The organism is Rhodanobacter caeni (assembly GCF_039523575.1).
Taxonomy (GTDB): Bacteria; Pseudomonadota; Gammaproteobacteria; order Xanthomonadales; family Rhodanobacteraceae; genus Rhodanobacter; species Rhodanobacter caeni.
Genome location: NZ_BAAAFO010000001.1, coordinates 152254 through 168293 on the forward strand (window position 1 = coordinate 152254; position 16040 = coordinate 168293).

Genomic DNA, 16040 nt, shown 5'->3' on the forward strand with positions numbered 1-16040 from the left:
GGAACATGTCCATGCGTATGTTGCTTTCCATGCTTCGCCGCCACAGCTTGATGCCTGGCCTGGTCATGCTGCAGGTGGCGCTGGCCTGCGCGATTCTGTGCAACGTGCTGTTTCTGACGTGGCAGAAACTCGAGCCGATGCTGGCGCCCAGTGGCCTCGCCGACAAGGACCTGATCCTGGTGGATCAGGTGGTTTCGCCGCAGCGGGCGTGGACCGCCGCCGAGGTTGCTGCGGGCGTTGAGGCCCTTCGTCGCACGGCAGGAGTGCGCTCGGCTTCGGCGGCTTTCGGGCTGCCGATGGTGAACTCCGTATTGATGGATATCACGTTGCAGGGAGGCAACGGCGCCAAGGTCGGTGTCAACGGTTATCTGGGCGAGGGCTTGGTTCAAACTCTCGGTTTGCAGTTGGCGCAGGGGCGCGATTTCCTTCCTGCCGAATATCGTGATTTCGGCATGGGCGTGTCTGGTTACCCATGGGACGCGGGGGTGGCCCAACCGGTGATCATCACCCGTTCGCTCGCACGGAAATTGTTCGACGATGGCAATGCGATCGGCCGCACTTTGAGCGATCCCAGCGACAAGGATGACGCTGGCTATCGCGTGGTCGGCGTCGTGCGTCACCTGCTGCGCAACCAGCTTGGCCAAGCCACCGATGGCCGCGCCGACAACACGGTCTTGCTGGCCCGGCGGATCGCTGCCACGACGTTGCTCAGTTACGCGGTGCGCGTCGACCCCGGAATGCGCGAGGTGGCATTGAAGGGCGTCAAGGCCACGGTGAAACGTGAGTTCGGTCCGTTGATGGGGCCGAACCCCACCGCCCGCGTCAGCTTCTACAGCGAACGCCGCGAACGGGCTTTCCAGAGCCAGCGCGCCGCATTGTGGCTCTTCGCCGGGGTGACCCTGGCGGTCGTCATCGTCACGGTGATCGGCATCATGGGGCTGACCGGCTTCTGGGTGCAGAGGCGTACGCGGCACATTGGTATCCGGCGGGCGCTGGGCGCGCGCAGGGCGGATATCCTGCGCTACTTTCTCGTCGAGAATCTGCTGATCGTGGGTGTCGGTATCGCGATCGGAATGCTGCTTGCCTACCTGGGCAACGGGTGGCTGATGCGCCATTACGAGCTGTCGCGCCTACCCTGGACGTTCCTGCCGTGGGGCGCGCTGGTGATGGTGATACTGAGCCAGCTCGCCGTCCTCGGCCCCGCGCTGCGTGCCGCAGCGGTGCCGCCGGTGGTGGCGACGAGGTCGGTGTGATGGGCGACTTGGTGTTTTCCCCCCTGGAGCCAGGGGGCAAGTGCCAGCCGGCTGTCCGCCGGCCGAAAGTCATGGCAACCTTCCGGGTCCCGGCGGCATCCATGACCGCATGTGCAGAAAGCCTATGAGAACTGTCCTTGTCATCGACGACAACCCGGCCGTGGGCGAGGCGCTGTCGCTGGCGTTGTCGCTCAACGAGATCAAGCCGCTGACCGCGCTTACGCCGGAGGAGGGGCTGGCGGTGCTGGCGCGTGGCCAGGTGGACGTGGTGATCCAGGACATGAATTTCACCGCCGACACCACCTCGGGCGAGGAGGGGGTGGCGCTGTTTCGGGCCATCCGCGAGCGGCATCCGGATTTGCCGGTGATCCTGCTGACCGCGTGGACGCACCTGGAAACCGCGGTGGAGCTGGTCAAGGCCGGCGCCGCCGATTACCTGGCCAAGCCGTGGGACGACAACAAGCTGCTGGCCACGGTGGAGAACCTGCTGGAGCTGTCCGAATCCACCCGCGAGGTGTCGCGCAGCCGGCGCGAGCGGCGCCAGCGCAGCGACCAGTTGCGCAAGAACTACGACCTCGACGGCCTGGTGTTTGCCTCCGACGCGATGGCGCGCACGCTGGAGCTGGCCTGCCAGGTCGCGCGTTCGGAGGTGCCGGTGCTGATCACCGGCCCCAATGGCGCCGGCAAGGAGCGCATCGCCGCGATCGTGCATGCGAATTCCGCCGTCAAGCGCGGCCCGTTCATCGCGGTGAACTGCGGTGCGCTGCCCGGCGAGCTGATCGAGGCCGAGCTGTTCGGCGCCGATGCGGGCGCCTATACCGGCGCCAACAAGGCGCGTGAAGGGCGTTTCGAGCTGGCCGATGGCGGCACCCTGTTCCTGGACGAGATCGGCAACCTGCCGTTGTCCGGCCAGGTGAAGCTGCTGCGCGTGCTGGAAACCGGCCAGTACGAGCGGCTGGGCTCGGGCCGCACGCGGCAGGTGAAGGTGCGCGTGCTGTCGGCCACCAATGCCGACCTCAAGGCGATGGTGCGTGCAGGCACGTTCCGCGAGGACCTGTATTACCGCCTCAACGTGATCGAGGTGAACCTGCCGCCGCTCAGCGAGCGCAGCGACGACATCCTGCCGCTGGCGGAGTTTTTCCTCGATGGCCGCGCCGAACTGGGCGACGCGGCCCGCGAGTTGCTGCTCGGTTATCCGTGGCCGGGCAATGTGCGCGAGCTGAAAAACGCCATCGAGCGCGCCGCGCTGCTCTCGGGGGGCCGGCCGATCACCCCGGAGCTGCTCAACCTGCCGCAGCACGTTTCCACGGTGGCGCGCAGCCTGGACGAGCCCAGCCGCGAGGTGGTGGAAAGCGCGCTGCACAAGGCCGATGGCGTGGTCAGCCGAGCGGCGCAACAACTGGGGCTGTCGCGGCAGGCGCTGTACCGGCGCATGGAGCGTTATGGCCTGGCCACGTCAAACTGAGATGCAGTGGTCTTGCTCCGCCGCCTGCGCCGTAGAAAGATGGGCGATGTCTGTCTCGGGGGAGCACCGTCATGCGATACGACATCGCACCGCTGCCGGCATTGTTGCTGGGCGTGCTGGTCGCCCAGGCCGCGGTGACCCGGCCGGCCATCGGGCAAAGGTGGGTGATCCCGGCGCCGAAGTCGTCCGCCATCGACTACCGCGTCGGCTCGGTGCGGATCGACGCGCCGCCACCGAGTCCATTCGAGTTCGACGACCATCGCCCGCGCGGCCCGGTGGGCCAGCCACCGCCGCGGCCCAACGACCGCAACGTGGTGCTGGGCCTGGGCCTGCCCTGGACCGACGGCCGCCCGCCGCTCGATTGCGCGCAGACGCCGATGGATGCCAAGTGCCATTGAGGGATGGGGCGACCATTCATCGCATCGCCCTTGTAGGAGCGCACCCTGTGCGCGAAAGCTGTTCGCCGCAATGCGGAAAGGCATCGCGCACAGGGTGCGCTCCTACAGATGATGCTTGCCGATGGAGCTCCCCATGTGGCGCTGGCTGACCTCGCTGCGGATGCGGCTGGCCATCCTGCTGGTGGTGGCCGGCGCGGCGGGCGCCCTGATCTACGCCGGGGTCAGCCGCTGGCCGGTGCCGCAGGTGCTGCAATGGCTGCAGGCCAACGCGGCGTGGTCGGCGCGTGCGTCGTCGGGTGTCTACGGCGGCATGCTGATCAGCCTGGTGGTGCTGCTGCCGCTGGCGTTCTGGCTGGCCGGTGTGGTGATGGCGCCGGTGAGCCGCCTGCTGCGTGCGCTGGAAGGCGCGGTGGCCAGTTACCGCGATGGCGATTTCAGTTTCTCCATCGCCGTGAACCGGCGCGATGAACTGGGCCAGCTGATCCGCATGCACAACGCGCTGGGCCAGACCTTGCGCGAGCAGCGCCAGCACCTGGTGCAGCGCGAACTGTTGCTGGACACGGTGGTGCAGAACACACCGGTGGCACTGGTGCTGACCGATGCGATCGGCCGCGTGGCGTACGCCAACATCGCCTCCCGCCACCTGTTCAACAACGGCCGCAGCCTGCAGGGGATGGATTTCGCGCAATTGCTGGCCGCCGGCCCCGACGCGCTGCGCCAGGCGGTGGAAAGCGGCGAGGACGCCCTGCTCAGCGTGGAGATGGATGGCGGCGAGGAAACCTTCCACCTTTCCCAGCGCGCGTTCCGGTTGCAGGGGCGACCGCATCGGCTGCAGTTGTTCCGCCGCATGACGCGCGAGCTGTCGCGGCAGGAAGTGGCGACGTGGAAGCGGGTGATCCGGGTGATCAGCCACGAGCTGAACAATTCCCTGGCGCCGATCTCCTCGCTGGCGCATTCGGGCGCGGAGCTGGCCCGGCGTGGCGACGTGGCGCGGCTGCCGGGCGTGTTCGCCACCATCGGCGAGCGTGCCAACCATCTGCACGGCTTCATTGCCGGCTACGCCAGCTTCGCCAAGTTGCCCGCGCCGCGGCTGGCGCCGGTGGAGTGGGCGCCGTTCCTCGACGCACTGGCCCTGCATTGCCGCTTCCGCCTGCTGGGCGAGGCGCCGGAGCGGCCGGGCGTGTTCGATGCGGTGCAGATCGAGCAGGTGCTGATCAACCTGATCAAGAACGCGCACGAGGCCGGCGGCGACGAGAACGAGGTGTCGCTTTCCATCGCCCAGATCGGGCGCGACCTGCGCATCGAAGTGGCCGACCGCGGCCCCGGCATGAGCGAAACCGTGCTGGCGCAGGCGCTGCTGCCGTTCTATTCCACTAAGCGCGCCGGCACCGGGCTGGGCCTGGCGCTGGCGCGCGAAATCACCGAGGCGCACGGTGGCCGGGTGCTGCTGGCCAACCGCGAGGGCGGCGGTTTGCGGGTGACCCTGCTGCTGCCGCAGACCACGCCGCGATAGCCGCCGCGGCGCATGGCGCTCGCCTATACTCACGGCTTCTTCAGGGGAGGGAGCTTACGTCATGGGATTGGGACAACTGCTGGCGCTGGTCATTGTTTTCCTGGTGGTGGTTGGCATCGTCAAGCTGGTGCGCATCGTGCCGCAAGGCTACGAGTGGACCGTGGAGACGTTCGGCAGATACACCCGTACGCTGACGCCGGGGCTGCATTTCCTGATCCCGATCTACCAGGCGGTCGGACGCAAGATCAACATGATGGAACAGGTGCTGGACGTGCCCTCGCAGGACGTGATCACCAAGGACAACGCGGTGGTGGGCGTGGACGGCGTGGTGTTCTACCAGGTGCTGGACGCGTCCAAGGCGGCGTACGAGGTCTCCAACCTGGAGCAGGCCACGCTGGCGCTGATCATGACCAACATCCGCACCGTGCTGGGCTCGATGGATCTGGACGAAAGCCTCAGCCAGCGCGACGCCATCAACGCCAAGCTGCTGCGCGTGGTGGACGAGGCCACGCATCCGTGGGGCGTCAAGGTCAACCGCATCGAGATCAAGGACATCGCCCCGCCGCGCGACCTGGTTGACGCGATGGCGCGGCAGATGAAGGCCGAGCGCGAGAAGCGCGCCAACATCCTCGACGCCGAGGGGTTCCGCCAGGCGGCGATCCTCAAGGCCGAGGGCGAGAAGCAGTCGGTCATCCTGGCTGCCGAGGGCGAGAAGGAGGCCGCCTTCCGCGCCGCCGAGGCGCGCGAGCGCACCGCCGCGGCCGAAGCCAAGGCCACCACGATGGTGTCCGACGCGATCGAGGGTGGCAACGTCAACGCGCTGAACTACTTCGTGGCCAACAACTACGTCGACGCACTGAAGGAAATGGCCAAGTCCCCCAACCAGAAAATGCTGCTGCTGCCGATCGAGGCCACCGGCATCTTGGGCTCGCTGGCCGGCATAGCGGAACTGGCCAAGGAGTCACTGAGCCAGCAGAAGACCGTCGTTCAGCCGCCACTGCGCTGATTTGCTCCCCTCTCCCGCTTGCGGGAGAGGGGCCGGGGGAGAGGGCAAGGAGCCGAAGAACACCATGGACAACCTCACCAACGCCAAATCCATGCGTTCAGCGCAAACACCAGCGGAACAACACCTCTGGTACCACCTGCGCGCCCACCGCTTCATGGGCCTGAAGTTCAAACGTCAAAAGCCCCTCGGCCCCTACATCGTGGATTTCATCTGCCTCGAACGCGGCGTCATCATCGAAGTCGACGGCGGACAACACGGCGACGATGTTGCTTATGATCGGCAGCGTGACCGGTGGCTGGCATCGCAGGGTTTCGCGGTGCTGCGTTTCTGGAATCATGATGTGTTGCATCAAACGGACAGCGTGTTGGACCGTATTCGGCAGGTCGTCGAAGAACGGGCTTTCCCGGCACGGCTGCCCTCTCCCCCGGCCCCTCTCCCATGAATGGGAGAGGGGAGTTATCACGCCACGGAAACCATCATGTTCGAGGCCATTTCGACGCATTACCTGTGGTGGATACTCGCCCTGCTGTTGATCGCGGGGGAGTTGCTGCTGCCGGGGTATTTCCTGTTGTGGATAGGCATTGCCGCCGCGGCGATGGGCGTGGTGCTGTGGGTGGTGCCGACGCTGGGGATGCTGGCGCAGGCGATCGTGTTCGGCGTGCTGGCCCTGGCCGCGTGCGTGCTCTATGCGAAGTTTCTGCGGCCGCGGCTGGAGCGCAGCGAGCCGGGCAATGAGCGCTTGAACCGCCGCGGCGAGCAGATGATCGGGCAGCGCTACGAGTTGATCGAGCCGATCGTCAACGGCCGCGGCAAGGCGCGCGTGGGCGACGGCCAGTGGCTGGTCAGCGGGCCGGACCTGCCGGCGGGCAGCACGGTCGAGGTGGTGGCAGTGCAGGGCACCACGCTGCAGGTGCGCGCGGCGGCATGACGAGGACGGCCAGCCAGCCGTTCGCGGCCATCGCGCTCAACACGCGCATCGCGTTCCTGGTGGAGCTGGCGCGGCGCCTGCATCAATACGGGACCTCCGCGCCACGGCTGGAAATGGCCATCGCTGGTGCCGCGCAACGACTGGAGCTGGTGGCGGATGTGTGGTCCAGCCCCACCGCCATCATCATCTCGTTCACCGATATGGCGCAGGGCGAGGAGGGCGTGGCGCAGACCACGCAGGTGATGCGGCTGGCGCCGGGCGAGGTCAACCTGGCGCGCCTGTGCCGCGCCGACGACATCGCCGATCGCGCCATCGCGGGCGAGCTGGATCTGCGCGAAGGCTTTCGTCAGTTGCGGGTGCTGGGCCGCCCGGATACGGCATGGGAGCAGGCCGGCACCATCGCCAGCTACGGTTTGTCGGCCGCCGCCATCGCGGCGCTGTTCCTGCACAGTTCGTGGGCCGACCTGGTGGTGGCGGCGGTGATCGGCCTGATCATCGGCTGGATCGCGATCCTGGCCGGCACGCGGCCGCGGCTGGCGGTGGCCAGCGACGTGATCTGCGCGATGGTGGCCACCACGGTGGCGATCGTGGTGAGCGCCTTCGTGGTGCCGCTGGCGATCAAGTCGGTGGTGCTGGCGGGCCTGATCATCCTGGTGCCGGGCATGTCGCTGACCAACGCGGTGCGCGAGATTTCCAGCCAGAACCTGGTCTCCGGCGTGGCGCGCATGGGCGGGGCCATGGCGACGCTGCTGAAGCTGGTGTTCGGCACCGTGGCGGCCACCCAGCTATGCGCCGCCGCCGGCATCCATGCCCGCGACTACGCCTTGCCGGCGCTGCCGCCATGGACCGACTACGTGGCGCTGCTGGTGGGCGCGGTGGCATTCGCCATCCTGTTTCGCGCCGCGCTGCGCGACTGGCCGGCGGTGATCGGCGCGGTGGTCGTGGGCTACCTGGCCACGCGCTGGGGTGGCGAGATTTCCGGCGCATTGCCGGCGGCGCCGTTCGGCGTGTTCCTGGGTGGCCTGCTGCTGGGGGCGTTCTCCAACCTGTACGCGCGTTACGCGCACCAGCCCGGCGCGGTGATCCGCGAACCGGGCATTCTGCTGCTGGTGCCGGGCAGTGTGGGTTTTCGCAGCATGTCGTTCCTGCTGGAACGCGATACGCCGCTGGGCCTGGACACCGCGATGCTGCTGCTGACCCTGCTGGTGTCGATCGTGGCCGGGCTGATGTTCGGCGATTTGCTGATCTCGCCGCGCCGCTCGCTGTAGCGGCACGCCCTGTGGGAGCGGCTTCAGCCGCGATGCTCTTGCTTGGGTGCCGATGCAAAGGCATCGCGACTGAAGTCGCTCCCACAAATGTTGCTCACATCCCCGGCGCTTCCTCGAACCGGTTGGCGTCGCGGTTCTTGCGTACCTTGGCCGGGTCCCACACGCGGCCGTTCATGGTGATGTAGACGCCGTCCGGCAGCGTCTGCACCGCGGCCACGGCGCAGCCGATGTTGAACACCGCATCGGAGCCCTGGAACCGCGCCGGGTTGAGCGCGCCGGTCAGCACGATCACCTTGCCGGGGATGCCGGCCAGCGCCCTGGCGGTGTCGACCATGGTGTCGGTGCCGTGCGTCACCAGCACGTGCCGGTGCGGCTGCGCCTCGATGGTGGAGCGCACCAGGGCGCGATCCTCCGCGGCCATGTGCAGGCTGTCCTTGCGCAGGATGGGGATCACGTCGAACTGGAACCCCACGCCGAGCTGGCTCAGGATGTCGCCGATCTGCGGCGCGCCGATCTTGTAGTCCGACTTGTCGTCGAAATAGATCTTGTCGATGGTGCCGCCGGTGGTGACGATGGTCAGGTGCTGCATGGGGTGGGCCGTATAGAGGGGATGGTGCATTTTAGCCCGCCCGCCGCATCGCCCGCCGCGCTCCCTGCAGGAGCGGCTTCAGCCGCGACGCCTTTTGTCGGCGCCGGTCACTCCAGCAACAGGCCGGTGTCCTCAGCATCCGGCACCATCAGCCGATCCAGCCCGTGACCGACAAAACGGCGCAACGCGGCCCCCGGCCGCCGCTCGCCGCGGCGCGCCGACCACGCCGCCTGGCGCGCCAGCAACGCCGCCGCCGCGCAGCGGGCGAGGGTGAAGGCCAGTCCACGTGCGCCCGCCTCCAGCGAGGCCCGATCGGCGCCATGGCGATCGAGGTACGCGGCGGCGGCATCCAGCGCGCCAGTGATGGCGGCTGCGGCAGCCGCGTCATCGCCGTCGGCCAGCCAGTCGTCGACCGCCATTCGCAACGCCGCGAATCCTTCACCCGCAAGCGCCCGCAAACTGTCCAGCGACAGCACGTTGGTGGTGCCTTCCCAGATCGGGTAGACCTGCGCGTCGCGCAGCAATTGCGGCAGGCCGGTGTCCTCGATGTAGCCGGCGCCGCCGAAACTTTCCAGCGCCTCGGAGCACAGCTTTACCGCCAGTTTTCCCGTCCACAATTTCACCAGCGGTGTGAGCAGGCGCAGCAGCGCGGCTTCGTGCGCGGCACCGTTTTCCACCCGGCCCAGCAGGTGCGCCACCTCGAACGCCAGCGCAAACGCGCCTTCGAACTCGGCCTGCATGTCGGCCAGCGTCTGCGCGTGCAGCGGCTGCTCGATCAATGGACGGCCAAACGCCTGCCGCCGGGTGGCGTAGTCGCGTGCCAGGCTGATCGCGCGGGCCATGCTGGCCACGGCGCAGACGGCATTCCAGGTGCGGGTGACGTTGAGCATCGGCGCCACCTGGCGCACGCCGTGGGCCAGTTCGCCCACGGGCCAGGCAGGCAGGCCGTCGAGGTGGATTTCCGCGGTGGGCAATTCCTGCGTGCCGAGCTTGTCCTTCAGCCGGTCGATGATCAGTTCGGGTTTGCGCCGATCGCCATCCATCGTTTCCACGTAGAACAGCGCCAGTGCGGCGTTGCCCTCGCTGGCGCCTTCGGGCCGCGCCAGCGCCAGCGCTGCCTCGCCGACCACGGCCGAGCTGAACCACTTGCGGCCATGCAGCCGCCACTGGCCATCACCATCGCGGCGCGCCACGGTTTCGGTGTGGCTGACGTCGGAGCCACCGATGTTCTCGGTCATCCACTGGCCGCTGAGCCAGAACTGCGCCGGATCGCGGCTGAGGAAATGCGGCAGCGCGCGCTCGATCAACGCCGCGTTGCCGGAGGCCTTGATCGCGGTGGCGGCGCCGTCGGTCATCGCCAGCGGGCAGGTGTAGAACTCGCTGGCCACGTGGTACAGGTAGACGCGGGCGAACTCCTCCAGCCGCGCGTATTCGCCCGGCGCATGGCCGGCAGCGAGCACGGCGTGGCGGGTCGTCAGGTGCGGGCCTTCCTGCCAGGCGGCAGTCAGTTCGATGCGGTCGACGCGGCGGCCCCACGCATCCCAGCGGGTCAGCACCGGCTTGCGTCGGGTAGTTTCGGTGACGCGCTGCCACGCCATCTGCGCATAGTCGCCGAGCGCGGCGAGGTCGGCGTCCAGCACCGCGCGGCGCGAGGCGGGCAGGGTGCGGTCGAGCAGTGCGTGCAGCAGCCTTTCGTCGTGCCAGGGGTGCGCCAGTTGCGGGCCTTCTTGCAGGAATGCCATGGGTGTTCTCCCCATCGGGTCCAGGTCGGACGTGGAAGCTTTCGCGACTAGAATAGGCGCGTTTCCATCGAGGCGTGTTCGCCCCATGACGCAGATTCCCGCGCCCCGCGTGGCGGTGCTGATTCCCTGTTTCAACGAGGCGGTGGCGATTGCCGCCGTGGTGCGCGCGTTTGCCGCCAGCCTGCCGCAGGCGCGGATCGTGGTGTACGACAACAATTCGACCGACGACACGGCGCGAATCGCCCGCGAAGCCGGCGCCGAAGTACGGCAGGAGCGGCTGCAGGGCAAGGGCCACGTGGTGCGCCGCATGTTTGCCGATATCGACGCGGACGTCTTCGTGATGGTGGATGGCGACGCCACCTATGACGCCGGCGACGCGCCGGCGATGATCCAGCGCCTGTGCGACGAGCGCCTGGACCTGGTGGTGGCCAGCCGATCCAGCGATCACGCGCAGGCCTATCGCGCCGGCCATCAGTGGGGCAACCGCTTGCTGACCGGTCTGGTCGGCTGGATATTCGGCAACACGTTCACCGACATGCTGTCGGGCTACCGGGTGATGTCGCGGCGCTACGTGAAGTCGTTTCCGGCCCACGCGCAGGGTTTCGAGACGGAGACCGAACTGGCGATCCACGCGCTGGAATTGCGCATGCCGGTGGCGGAAATGCCCAGCCGCTACAGCGCCCGCCCGGAGGGTTCGCACAGCAAGCTAAACACCTGGCGCGACGGCTGGCGCATTTTCCTGACCATCGTGAAGCTGGCCAAGAATGGCCGGCCGCTGGCGTTCTTCTCCACGGCCTGCATCGTGTGCGTGTTGCTGGCGGTGGGCCTGTCGCTGCCGCTGTTCGAAACCTACCTGGCCACCGGGCTGGTGCCGCGTTTCCCCACCGCGATCCTGTGCGCATCGCTGTGCCTGCTTGGCGGCGTGTTCCTGGTCTGCGGGCTGGTGCTCGATACGGTGACGCTGGGCCGGCGCGAGCAGAAGTACCTGGCGTACCTCAACCAGCCGGGCCTGCCGACCGCGAGCGACCGGCACTGATGCGTGCGCTGGATGGGCGCAAATTCCTGGGCGCGCGCGCCCTGCTGGCGTGCCTGTCGTTTGGTGCGCTGCTGTCGGTGCTGCGCGGCCAGGACGCCAACTGGGACCTGAAGAACTACCACCTCTACAACGCCTGGGCCGGTCTGCACGGGCGGCTCACGCTGGATCTGGCGCCGGCCGGTCTGCAGAGCTTCTTCAATCCCCTGCTGGACATGCCGTATTTCCTGCTGGGAACGGGCCCGTTGCAGCACTGGCCGCGCCTGCTCGCCGCGGTGCAGGGGCTGTGGTACGGCGGCCTGGTATTCATGCTGTTTCGCGTGGCGATCCGGCTGGCGGCGCTGCGCGGGCGCACGTTCGGCTGGGCCGACGTGTGGGCGGTGCTGATCGGCGTGACCGGAACGATGACCGTGTCGCAGACCGGGTCCAGCTTCAACGAATTGCCGCTGGCGCTGTTTACCCTGTCGAGCCTGTACGTGCTGTTGCCGTTGTGCGCCGACACGTCGCCGCGACCCTCGCGCCGCGCGTTGCTGGCCGGTTTGCTGAGCGGCCTGGCTGCGGGCCTGAAGCCTACCGCCGTGGTCTATGCGCCCGCGCTGGCGCTGGGCCTGTTGCTGGCGCTGGGCATGCGGCGCGAGGCGTGGCGGCTGGCGCTGCTGTTCGGCCTCGGTGCGCTGGCCGGCTTCGTGCTGGCTTACGGCTGGTGGGGCTGGCAGCTCTACGAACTCACCGGCAACCCGATCTTTCCGCTGTTCAACCAGGTGTTCCACTCGCCATGGGCGCCCGCGGTGGGCGGCACCGATCGGCAGTATCTGCCGCGCGATCTGGGCCAGTGGCTGTTTTACCCGCTGTATTGGCTGGGCAAGAACCAGCACCTTGTTACCGAGGTGAACTTTGCCGATGCGCGCTATGCGCTGGCGGGGCTGGCGACGCTGGCGTTGGTGAGCTTGCCGCGACTGCTGCGGCGCCGGCCGCTGGATCGGGCGGTGCGGTTGCTGCTGGTGTGCGTGACTACGGCCTACGTGCTGTGGCTGTGCCTGTTTTCGATCCTGCGCTATGCGGTGCCGCTGGAGTTGCTCTCGGGCCTGTTGCTGCTGGCGGCGCTGCAGTTGTTCACGCCGGCAGACGCGGCACCCGGTCGCTGGCTGGTGTGGGCCATGGCCGGCACTTTCCTGCTGCTGGCCGGGTTCAGCCGCTATCCGGGCTGGGGGCATGTGCCGTATGCGGATGTCGCGTTCGATGTGCGGCCGCCGGCGGTCAAGCAGGGCGGCCTGGTGCTGGTGGTGGGGCAGCCGAATGCCTATGTGATTCCGTTTCTGCCGCATGCGCAGGACAACCGGTACATCGGGCTGAGCTGGTTCACCTGGTCCGCACTGGGTTTCCGGTTCGACGCGCTGGTCCGCGAGCAAATCGCGGCGCATGCCGGCGTGGTCTATGCCGTGCTGCGCGACGATGCCGGTGACGATCTGCCGCTGCTGCAACGGTACTTGCCCGGCTCCCGCCTGACCGATTGCGCGCCTGTGCAGAGCGGGTTGGAGCAACGGCGCAAGGGCAGGGATGCTTCCGGCAATCTGCGCATCTGCCGACTGATACCCGACTAGCTCAGCGCGCCTTGCGCTTCACGCCGGCACCCAGCAGGCCGATCAGCAGTACGGTCAGCGCAATCTCGATGATCGCCAGCCAACGCTGGTCGGCGGCGCTCCACGCTTCCGATACGCCGTGGCAGAAGTAGAACAGGCTGAGGATGCCCACCCACAGCAAGGCGCGGCGCACGTTGCGGATGGCCAGCAGCGGCAGCAGCAGCGGCACGGTGGCGATCGCCACGACCAGCCACGCCGGCACGATCTGCGCGGGAAACAGCCAGGCGTGCCAGACCGGCTGCAACACGGTCAGCGCCGCCCAGGCGATCAGGCCCAGCCGCTGTTCGGGCGGCAATCGCGGTGTCGTGCTCATGCGCCGGCCGCCAGTTTGCGTGCGGTCTCGGCGAGGCGGCGGCCCAGCGCGCGGGCCAGTTCGCGTTCGTGCTCGCTGATCGCGTTGTCGCCCGCGGCGCCGGCCACGTGGCTGGCGCCGTAAGGCGTGCCGCCGCTGCGGGTGGCGCCCAGCGCGGCTTCGGTGAACGGCAGGCCCAGCAGCAGCATGCCGTGATGCAGCAGCGGCAGCGCCATCGTCAGCAGGGTGGATTCCTGGCCGCCGTGCATGGTGCTGGTGGAGGTGAACACCGCCGCCGGCTTGCCGACCAGTGCGCCGCTGGCCCACTCGGCGCCGGTGGAATCGAGGAAATGCTTCAGCGGCGCGGCCATGTTGCCGAAGCGGGTGGGGCTGCCCAGCGCCAGTGCGGCGCAATCGGCCAGGTCGGCGCGGGTGACGTAGGGCGCGCCCTCGTCCGGTTCGGGTGCTTGCGCCACCTCCGTCACCGGTGCCACCGGCGGCACCTGGCGCAGGCGCGCGTGCATGCCGGCCACTTCCTCGATGCCGCGCGCGATCAGGCGCGCCAGTTGGGCGGTGTGGCCGCTGCGGCTGTAGTAGAGCACCAGGATGTCCTGGCTCATGCGCGGTGGTTCCGGCGGCTGGGCGTCATGTGTTTTGGTCGTTCATGGGCGATACGCTAGTGTACCGGCGCATGTCGCAATGAGTTCAGTCCGCATAGGTTCCGGCTGCGGAGGTCGTGGCGACGATGCCGCCCTCCGGCGCAACGATGGAAGAACGATGGCCCTGCGCTTCAATCGCGAACGCACCTCGAATTTCAGCCGCTTCATCTGGCAGCGTTTTGTCGACGACAAATGCTTCGAGACGGCCGGCGCGCTGTCCTACACCACGCTGGTGTCGCTGGTGCCGCTGATGGTGGCGGTGTTCGCGATGTTCTCGGTGTTTCCGGTGTTCCAGCCGGCGCGCGACACGCTGATCACCTTCGTGTTCAACAATTTCGTGCCGGCGGCGGGCGAGGCGGTGCGCAGCACCATGCTGGGTTTCGCGGCCAACGCCAGCAAGCTCACCGGCATCAGCATCCTGGTGATGCTGTTCAGCGCGGTGTCGATGATGATCAGCATCGAGGATCGGCTCGACCGCATCTGGCGCGTGCGCCAGCCGCGCGGGTGGGGATCGCGCCTGCTGCTGTACTGGGCCGCGTTGACGCTGGGGCCGATCCTGGTGGTCGGCGGCATCGCCGCCACCTCGTACGTCACGGCGATGCCGCTGCTGCACGGCGCCTACGACCTGGGCACCGGCATCGCCGAGCGGTTCCTGGTGGTGCTGCCGTTCGTGGTGACGTTCGTGACCTTGTGGCTGATGTATTCGGTGATTCCCAATTGCCGCGTGTCGCGCCGCGATGCGGCGATCGGCGCGCTGCTGGGCGCGGTGTTGTTCGAGATTGCCCGTTGGGGCTTCACGCTGTTCGTGCGCAATGCGCATACCTACCAGCAGATCTACGGCGTGCTGGCCACGATCCCGATCTTCCTGCTGTGGATCTACCTGTCGTGGGTGATCGTGATACTGGCCGCGTCCATCGCCGCCTCGCTGTCGGCGTACGAATACCACGCGCCGGCCACGACGCTGCCCGAGGGCGCAGAGTTCCTCGGCTTGCTGGTGGTGCTGCGCCATTTCATCGAAGCCCAGCGCGACGGTTCGCGGGTCGATCCGGCGCAGGTGAAGTTGTGCGAGCCGTATCTGCGCAGCGCCGCCATCGCCGGCTATTTCGACGACCTGCAACGCGCCGACCTGATCGCCCGCGGCGAGGCGGGCTGGCTGCTCAGCCGCAGTCTCGACAGCACGGACCTGCTGCGCGTCTACAACCACACCCACTACCGGCTGCCGTTGCGCCCCGCCGAAGAGGCCGCCGCGCTTGGGATCGAATTGCCCGCCACCTTGCTTGAATTGCTGGACGTGATGGCCGATACCCTGCATACCGCATTGGGCACACGCCTGGACCGGATCTATCCGCAGGATGCCGATGCCGCCGCCACCGAGGAACCGAACGCATGATCTCCCGCTTTTGCCGTCCTGCCGTATGGACGGCCATATCCGCCGCGATGCTGGCCTTTGCCGCGCCCGCCTGGTCGGCCATGCCCGCCCAGCCCACGCTTGAGGTCACCACGCTGCAGGGCAAGGCCTTCGACCTTGCCGCGCAGCGCGGCAAGTGGGTGATCGTGAATTTCTGGGCCACGTGGTGCGTGCCGTGCATCAAGGAAATGCCGGACATCTCGCGCTTCGTGGCCGCGCACAAGAACGTTACCGCGATCGGCCTGGCCTACGAGGACAGCGCCCCGGCCGACATCGAGGCCTTCCTGGCGAAGCGGCCGGTGGTGTATCCGATCGCCCAGGTCACCCTGGACAAGCCGCTGAAGGATTTCGACCAGCCGCGCGGCTTGCCCACCACCTACCTGATCGGCCCCGACGGCAAGGTGGTCAAGCACATCGTGGGGCCGGTGACCGAGGCCTCGCTGGCCGCGCTGATCGGCCAGCCTTGACGAGCCTGCCGTGATGCCGACCTGATGCCGACCGCACGTTTCATCGTCACCGGCAAGGTGCAGGGCGTGTTCTACCGCGCCAGCACGCGCGAGCAGGCACGCATGCTGGGGATCTGCGGGCAAGCGGAAAATCGGGCGGATGGCAGCGTCGAGGTGCTGGCCAGCGGTTCGGTGCGGGCGCTCGAAGCATTGGAGCGCTGGCTGTCGAAAGGACCGCCGATGGCGGTGGTCGACGGTGTCAGCAGGGAGGACTTGCCCGAGCGGGCGTTGCAGGGGTTTTGGATCGGCTGACCAAGAGCGACCCCTCCCCAGCCCTCCCCTGCAAGCAGGGGAGGGAGTAAAGGCGGCGGCCTGCTTTGCTCCTCCCCCTGCTTGCAGA

The 16040-nt window shown here is 67.9% G+C and carries 17 protein-coding genes; 13 read left to right on the plus strand and 4 right to left on the minus strand.

The window, feature by feature from the left end; genetic code table 11:
• The first annotated feature begins 5 nt into the window (after positions 1–5).
• The 8 genes from ABD017_RS00710 (at position 6) to ABD017_RS00745 (ending at position 7831) form a co-directional block, all read left to right on the plus strand.
• The gene (locus ABD017_RS00710; RefSeq protein ID WP_343879213.1) at positions 6–1253 is read left to right on the plus strand and encodes an ABC transporter permease; all 1248 of its coding nucleotides are present in this window, start codon (positions 6–8) and stop codon (positions 1251–1253) included.
• Between the two features lie 124 nt (positions 1254–1377).
• A complete protein-coding gene (locus tag ABD017_RS00715; protein ID WP_343879215.1) occupies positions 1378–2718 on the plus strand; it encodes a sigma-54-dependent transcriptional regulator in 1341 nt (446 codons plus the stop codon).
• Between the two features lie 71 nt (positions 2719–2789).
• Positions 2790–3116, plus strand: coding sequence for a hypothetical protein (locus ABD017_RS00720; protein ID WP_343879216.1), 327 nt, complete (start codon positions 2790–2792; stop codon positions 3114–3116).
• A 133-nt stretch (positions 3117–3249) separates the two neighbouring features.
• A complete protein-coding gene (locus ABD017_RS00725; RefSeq protein ID WP_343879217.1) occupies positions 3250–4629 on the plus strand; it encodes a sensor histidine kinase in 1380 nt (459 codons plus the stop codon).
• Positions 4630–4690: 61 nt separating this feature from the next.
• Positions 4691–5635 (plus strand): SPFH domain-containing protein, encoded by a 945-nt coding sequence (locus ABD017_RS00730; protein ID WP_343879219.1) that lies wholly within the window; start codon positions 4691–4693, stop codon positions 5633–5635.
• A gap of 64 nt (positions 5636–5699) precedes the next feature.
• Entirely contained in the window at positions 5700–6077 is a 378-nt protein-coding gene (locus ABD017_RS00735; protein WP_343879221.1) for an endonuclease domain-containing protein, read from the plus strand.
• 36 nt (positions 6078–6113) lie between these two features.
• The gene (locus ABD017_RS00740) at positions 6114–6563 is read left to right on the plus strand and encodes an NfeD family protein (protein ID WP_343879223.1); all 450 of its coding nucleotides are present in this window, start codon (positions 6114–6116) and stop codon (positions 6561–6563) included.
• Entirely contained in the window at positions 6560–7831 is a 1272-nt protein-coding gene (locus tag ABD017_RS00745) for a threonine/serine exporter family protein (RefSeq protein ID WP_343879225.1), read from the plus strand. The genes ABD017_RS00740 and ABD017_RS00745 overlap by 4 nt, the downstream gene beginning before the upstream one ends.
• A 94-nt stretch (positions 7832–7925) precedes the next feature.
• Here ABD017_RS00745 and ABD017_RS00750 read toward each other — a convergent pair whose 3' ends face one another.
• Entirely contained in the window at positions 7926–8420 is a 495-nt protein-coding gene (locus ABD017_RS00750; RefSeq protein WP_343880607.1) for an asparaginase domain-containing protein, read from the minus strand.
• A 107-nt stretch (positions 8421–8527) separates the two neighbouring features.
• Entirely contained in the window at positions 8528–10162 is a 1635-nt protein-coding gene (locus ABD017_RS00755) for an acyl-CoA dehydrogenase family protein (protein WP_343879227.1), read from the minus strand.
• 85 nt (positions 10163–10247) lie between these two features.
• Here ABD017_RS00755 and ABD017_RS00760 point away from each other — a divergent pair, with 85 nt between their 5' ends.
• Both ABD017_RS00760 and ABD017_RS00765 read left to right on the plus strand, forming a co-directional pair.
• A complete protein-coding gene (locus tag ABD017_RS00760; protein ID WP_343879229.1) occupies positions 10248–11198 on the plus strand; it encodes a glycosyltransferase family 2 protein in 951 nt (316 codons plus the stop codon).
• Entirely contained in the window at positions 11198–12796 is a 1599-nt protein-coding gene (locus tag ABD017_RS00765; RefSeq protein WP_343879231.1) for a hypothetical protein, read from the plus strand. The genes ABD017_RS00760 and ABD017_RS00765 overlap by 1 nt, the downstream gene beginning before the upstream one ends.
• Before the next feature lies 1 nt (position 12797).
• On the opposite strand, the gene ABD017_RS00770 is transcribed toward ABD017_RS00765, so the two are convergent.
• Together ABD017_RS00770 and wrbA are read right to left on the minus strand one after the other, a co-directional pair.
• On the minus strand, positions 12798–13148 hold the full coding sequence (locus tag ABD017_RS00770; RefSeq protein WP_343879233.1) for a DUF2069 domain-containing protein: 351 nt from the start codon (positions 13146–13148) through the stop codon (positions 12798–12800).
• Entirely contained in the window at positions 13145–13747 is a 603-nt protein-coding gene (gene wrbA / locus ABD017_RS00775) for an NAD(P)H:quinone oxidoreductase (RefSeq protein ID WP_343879236.1), read from the minus strand. Before wrbA ends, ABD017_RS00770 begins: the two co-directional genes overlap by 4 nt.
• 157 nt (positions 13748–13904) lie before the next feature.
• Here wrbA and ABD017_RS00780 point away from each other — a divergent pair, with 157 nt between their 5' ends.
• From ABD017_RS00780 to ABD017_RS00790, 3 genes are read left to right on the plus strand one after another with little or no spacing between them, the layout of a single operon-like run.
• Complete coding sequence (locus ABD017_RS00780; protein ID WP_343879238.1) at positions 13905–15176, plus strand: YihY family inner membrane protein; 1272 nt, start codon at positions 13905–13907, stop codon at positions 15174–15176.
• Positions 15173–15661 carry a TlpA family protein disulfide reductase gene (locus tag ABD017_RS00785; RefSeq protein ID WP_343879240.1) on the plus strand — a complete coding sequence of 163 codons (489 nt, stop codon included), beginning with the start codon at positions 15173–15175 and terminating at the stop codon, positions 15659–15661. Before ABD017_RS00780 ends, ABD017_RS00785 begins: the two co-directional genes overlap by 4 nt.
• A 24-nt stretch (positions 15662–15685) precedes the next feature.
• On the plus strand, positions 15686–15952 hold the full coding sequence (locus tag ABD017_RS00790) for an acylphosphatase (protein WP_343879242.1): 267 nt from the start codon (positions 15686–15688) through the stop codon (positions 15950–15952).
• Positions 15953–16040: the final 88 nt, after the last annotated feature.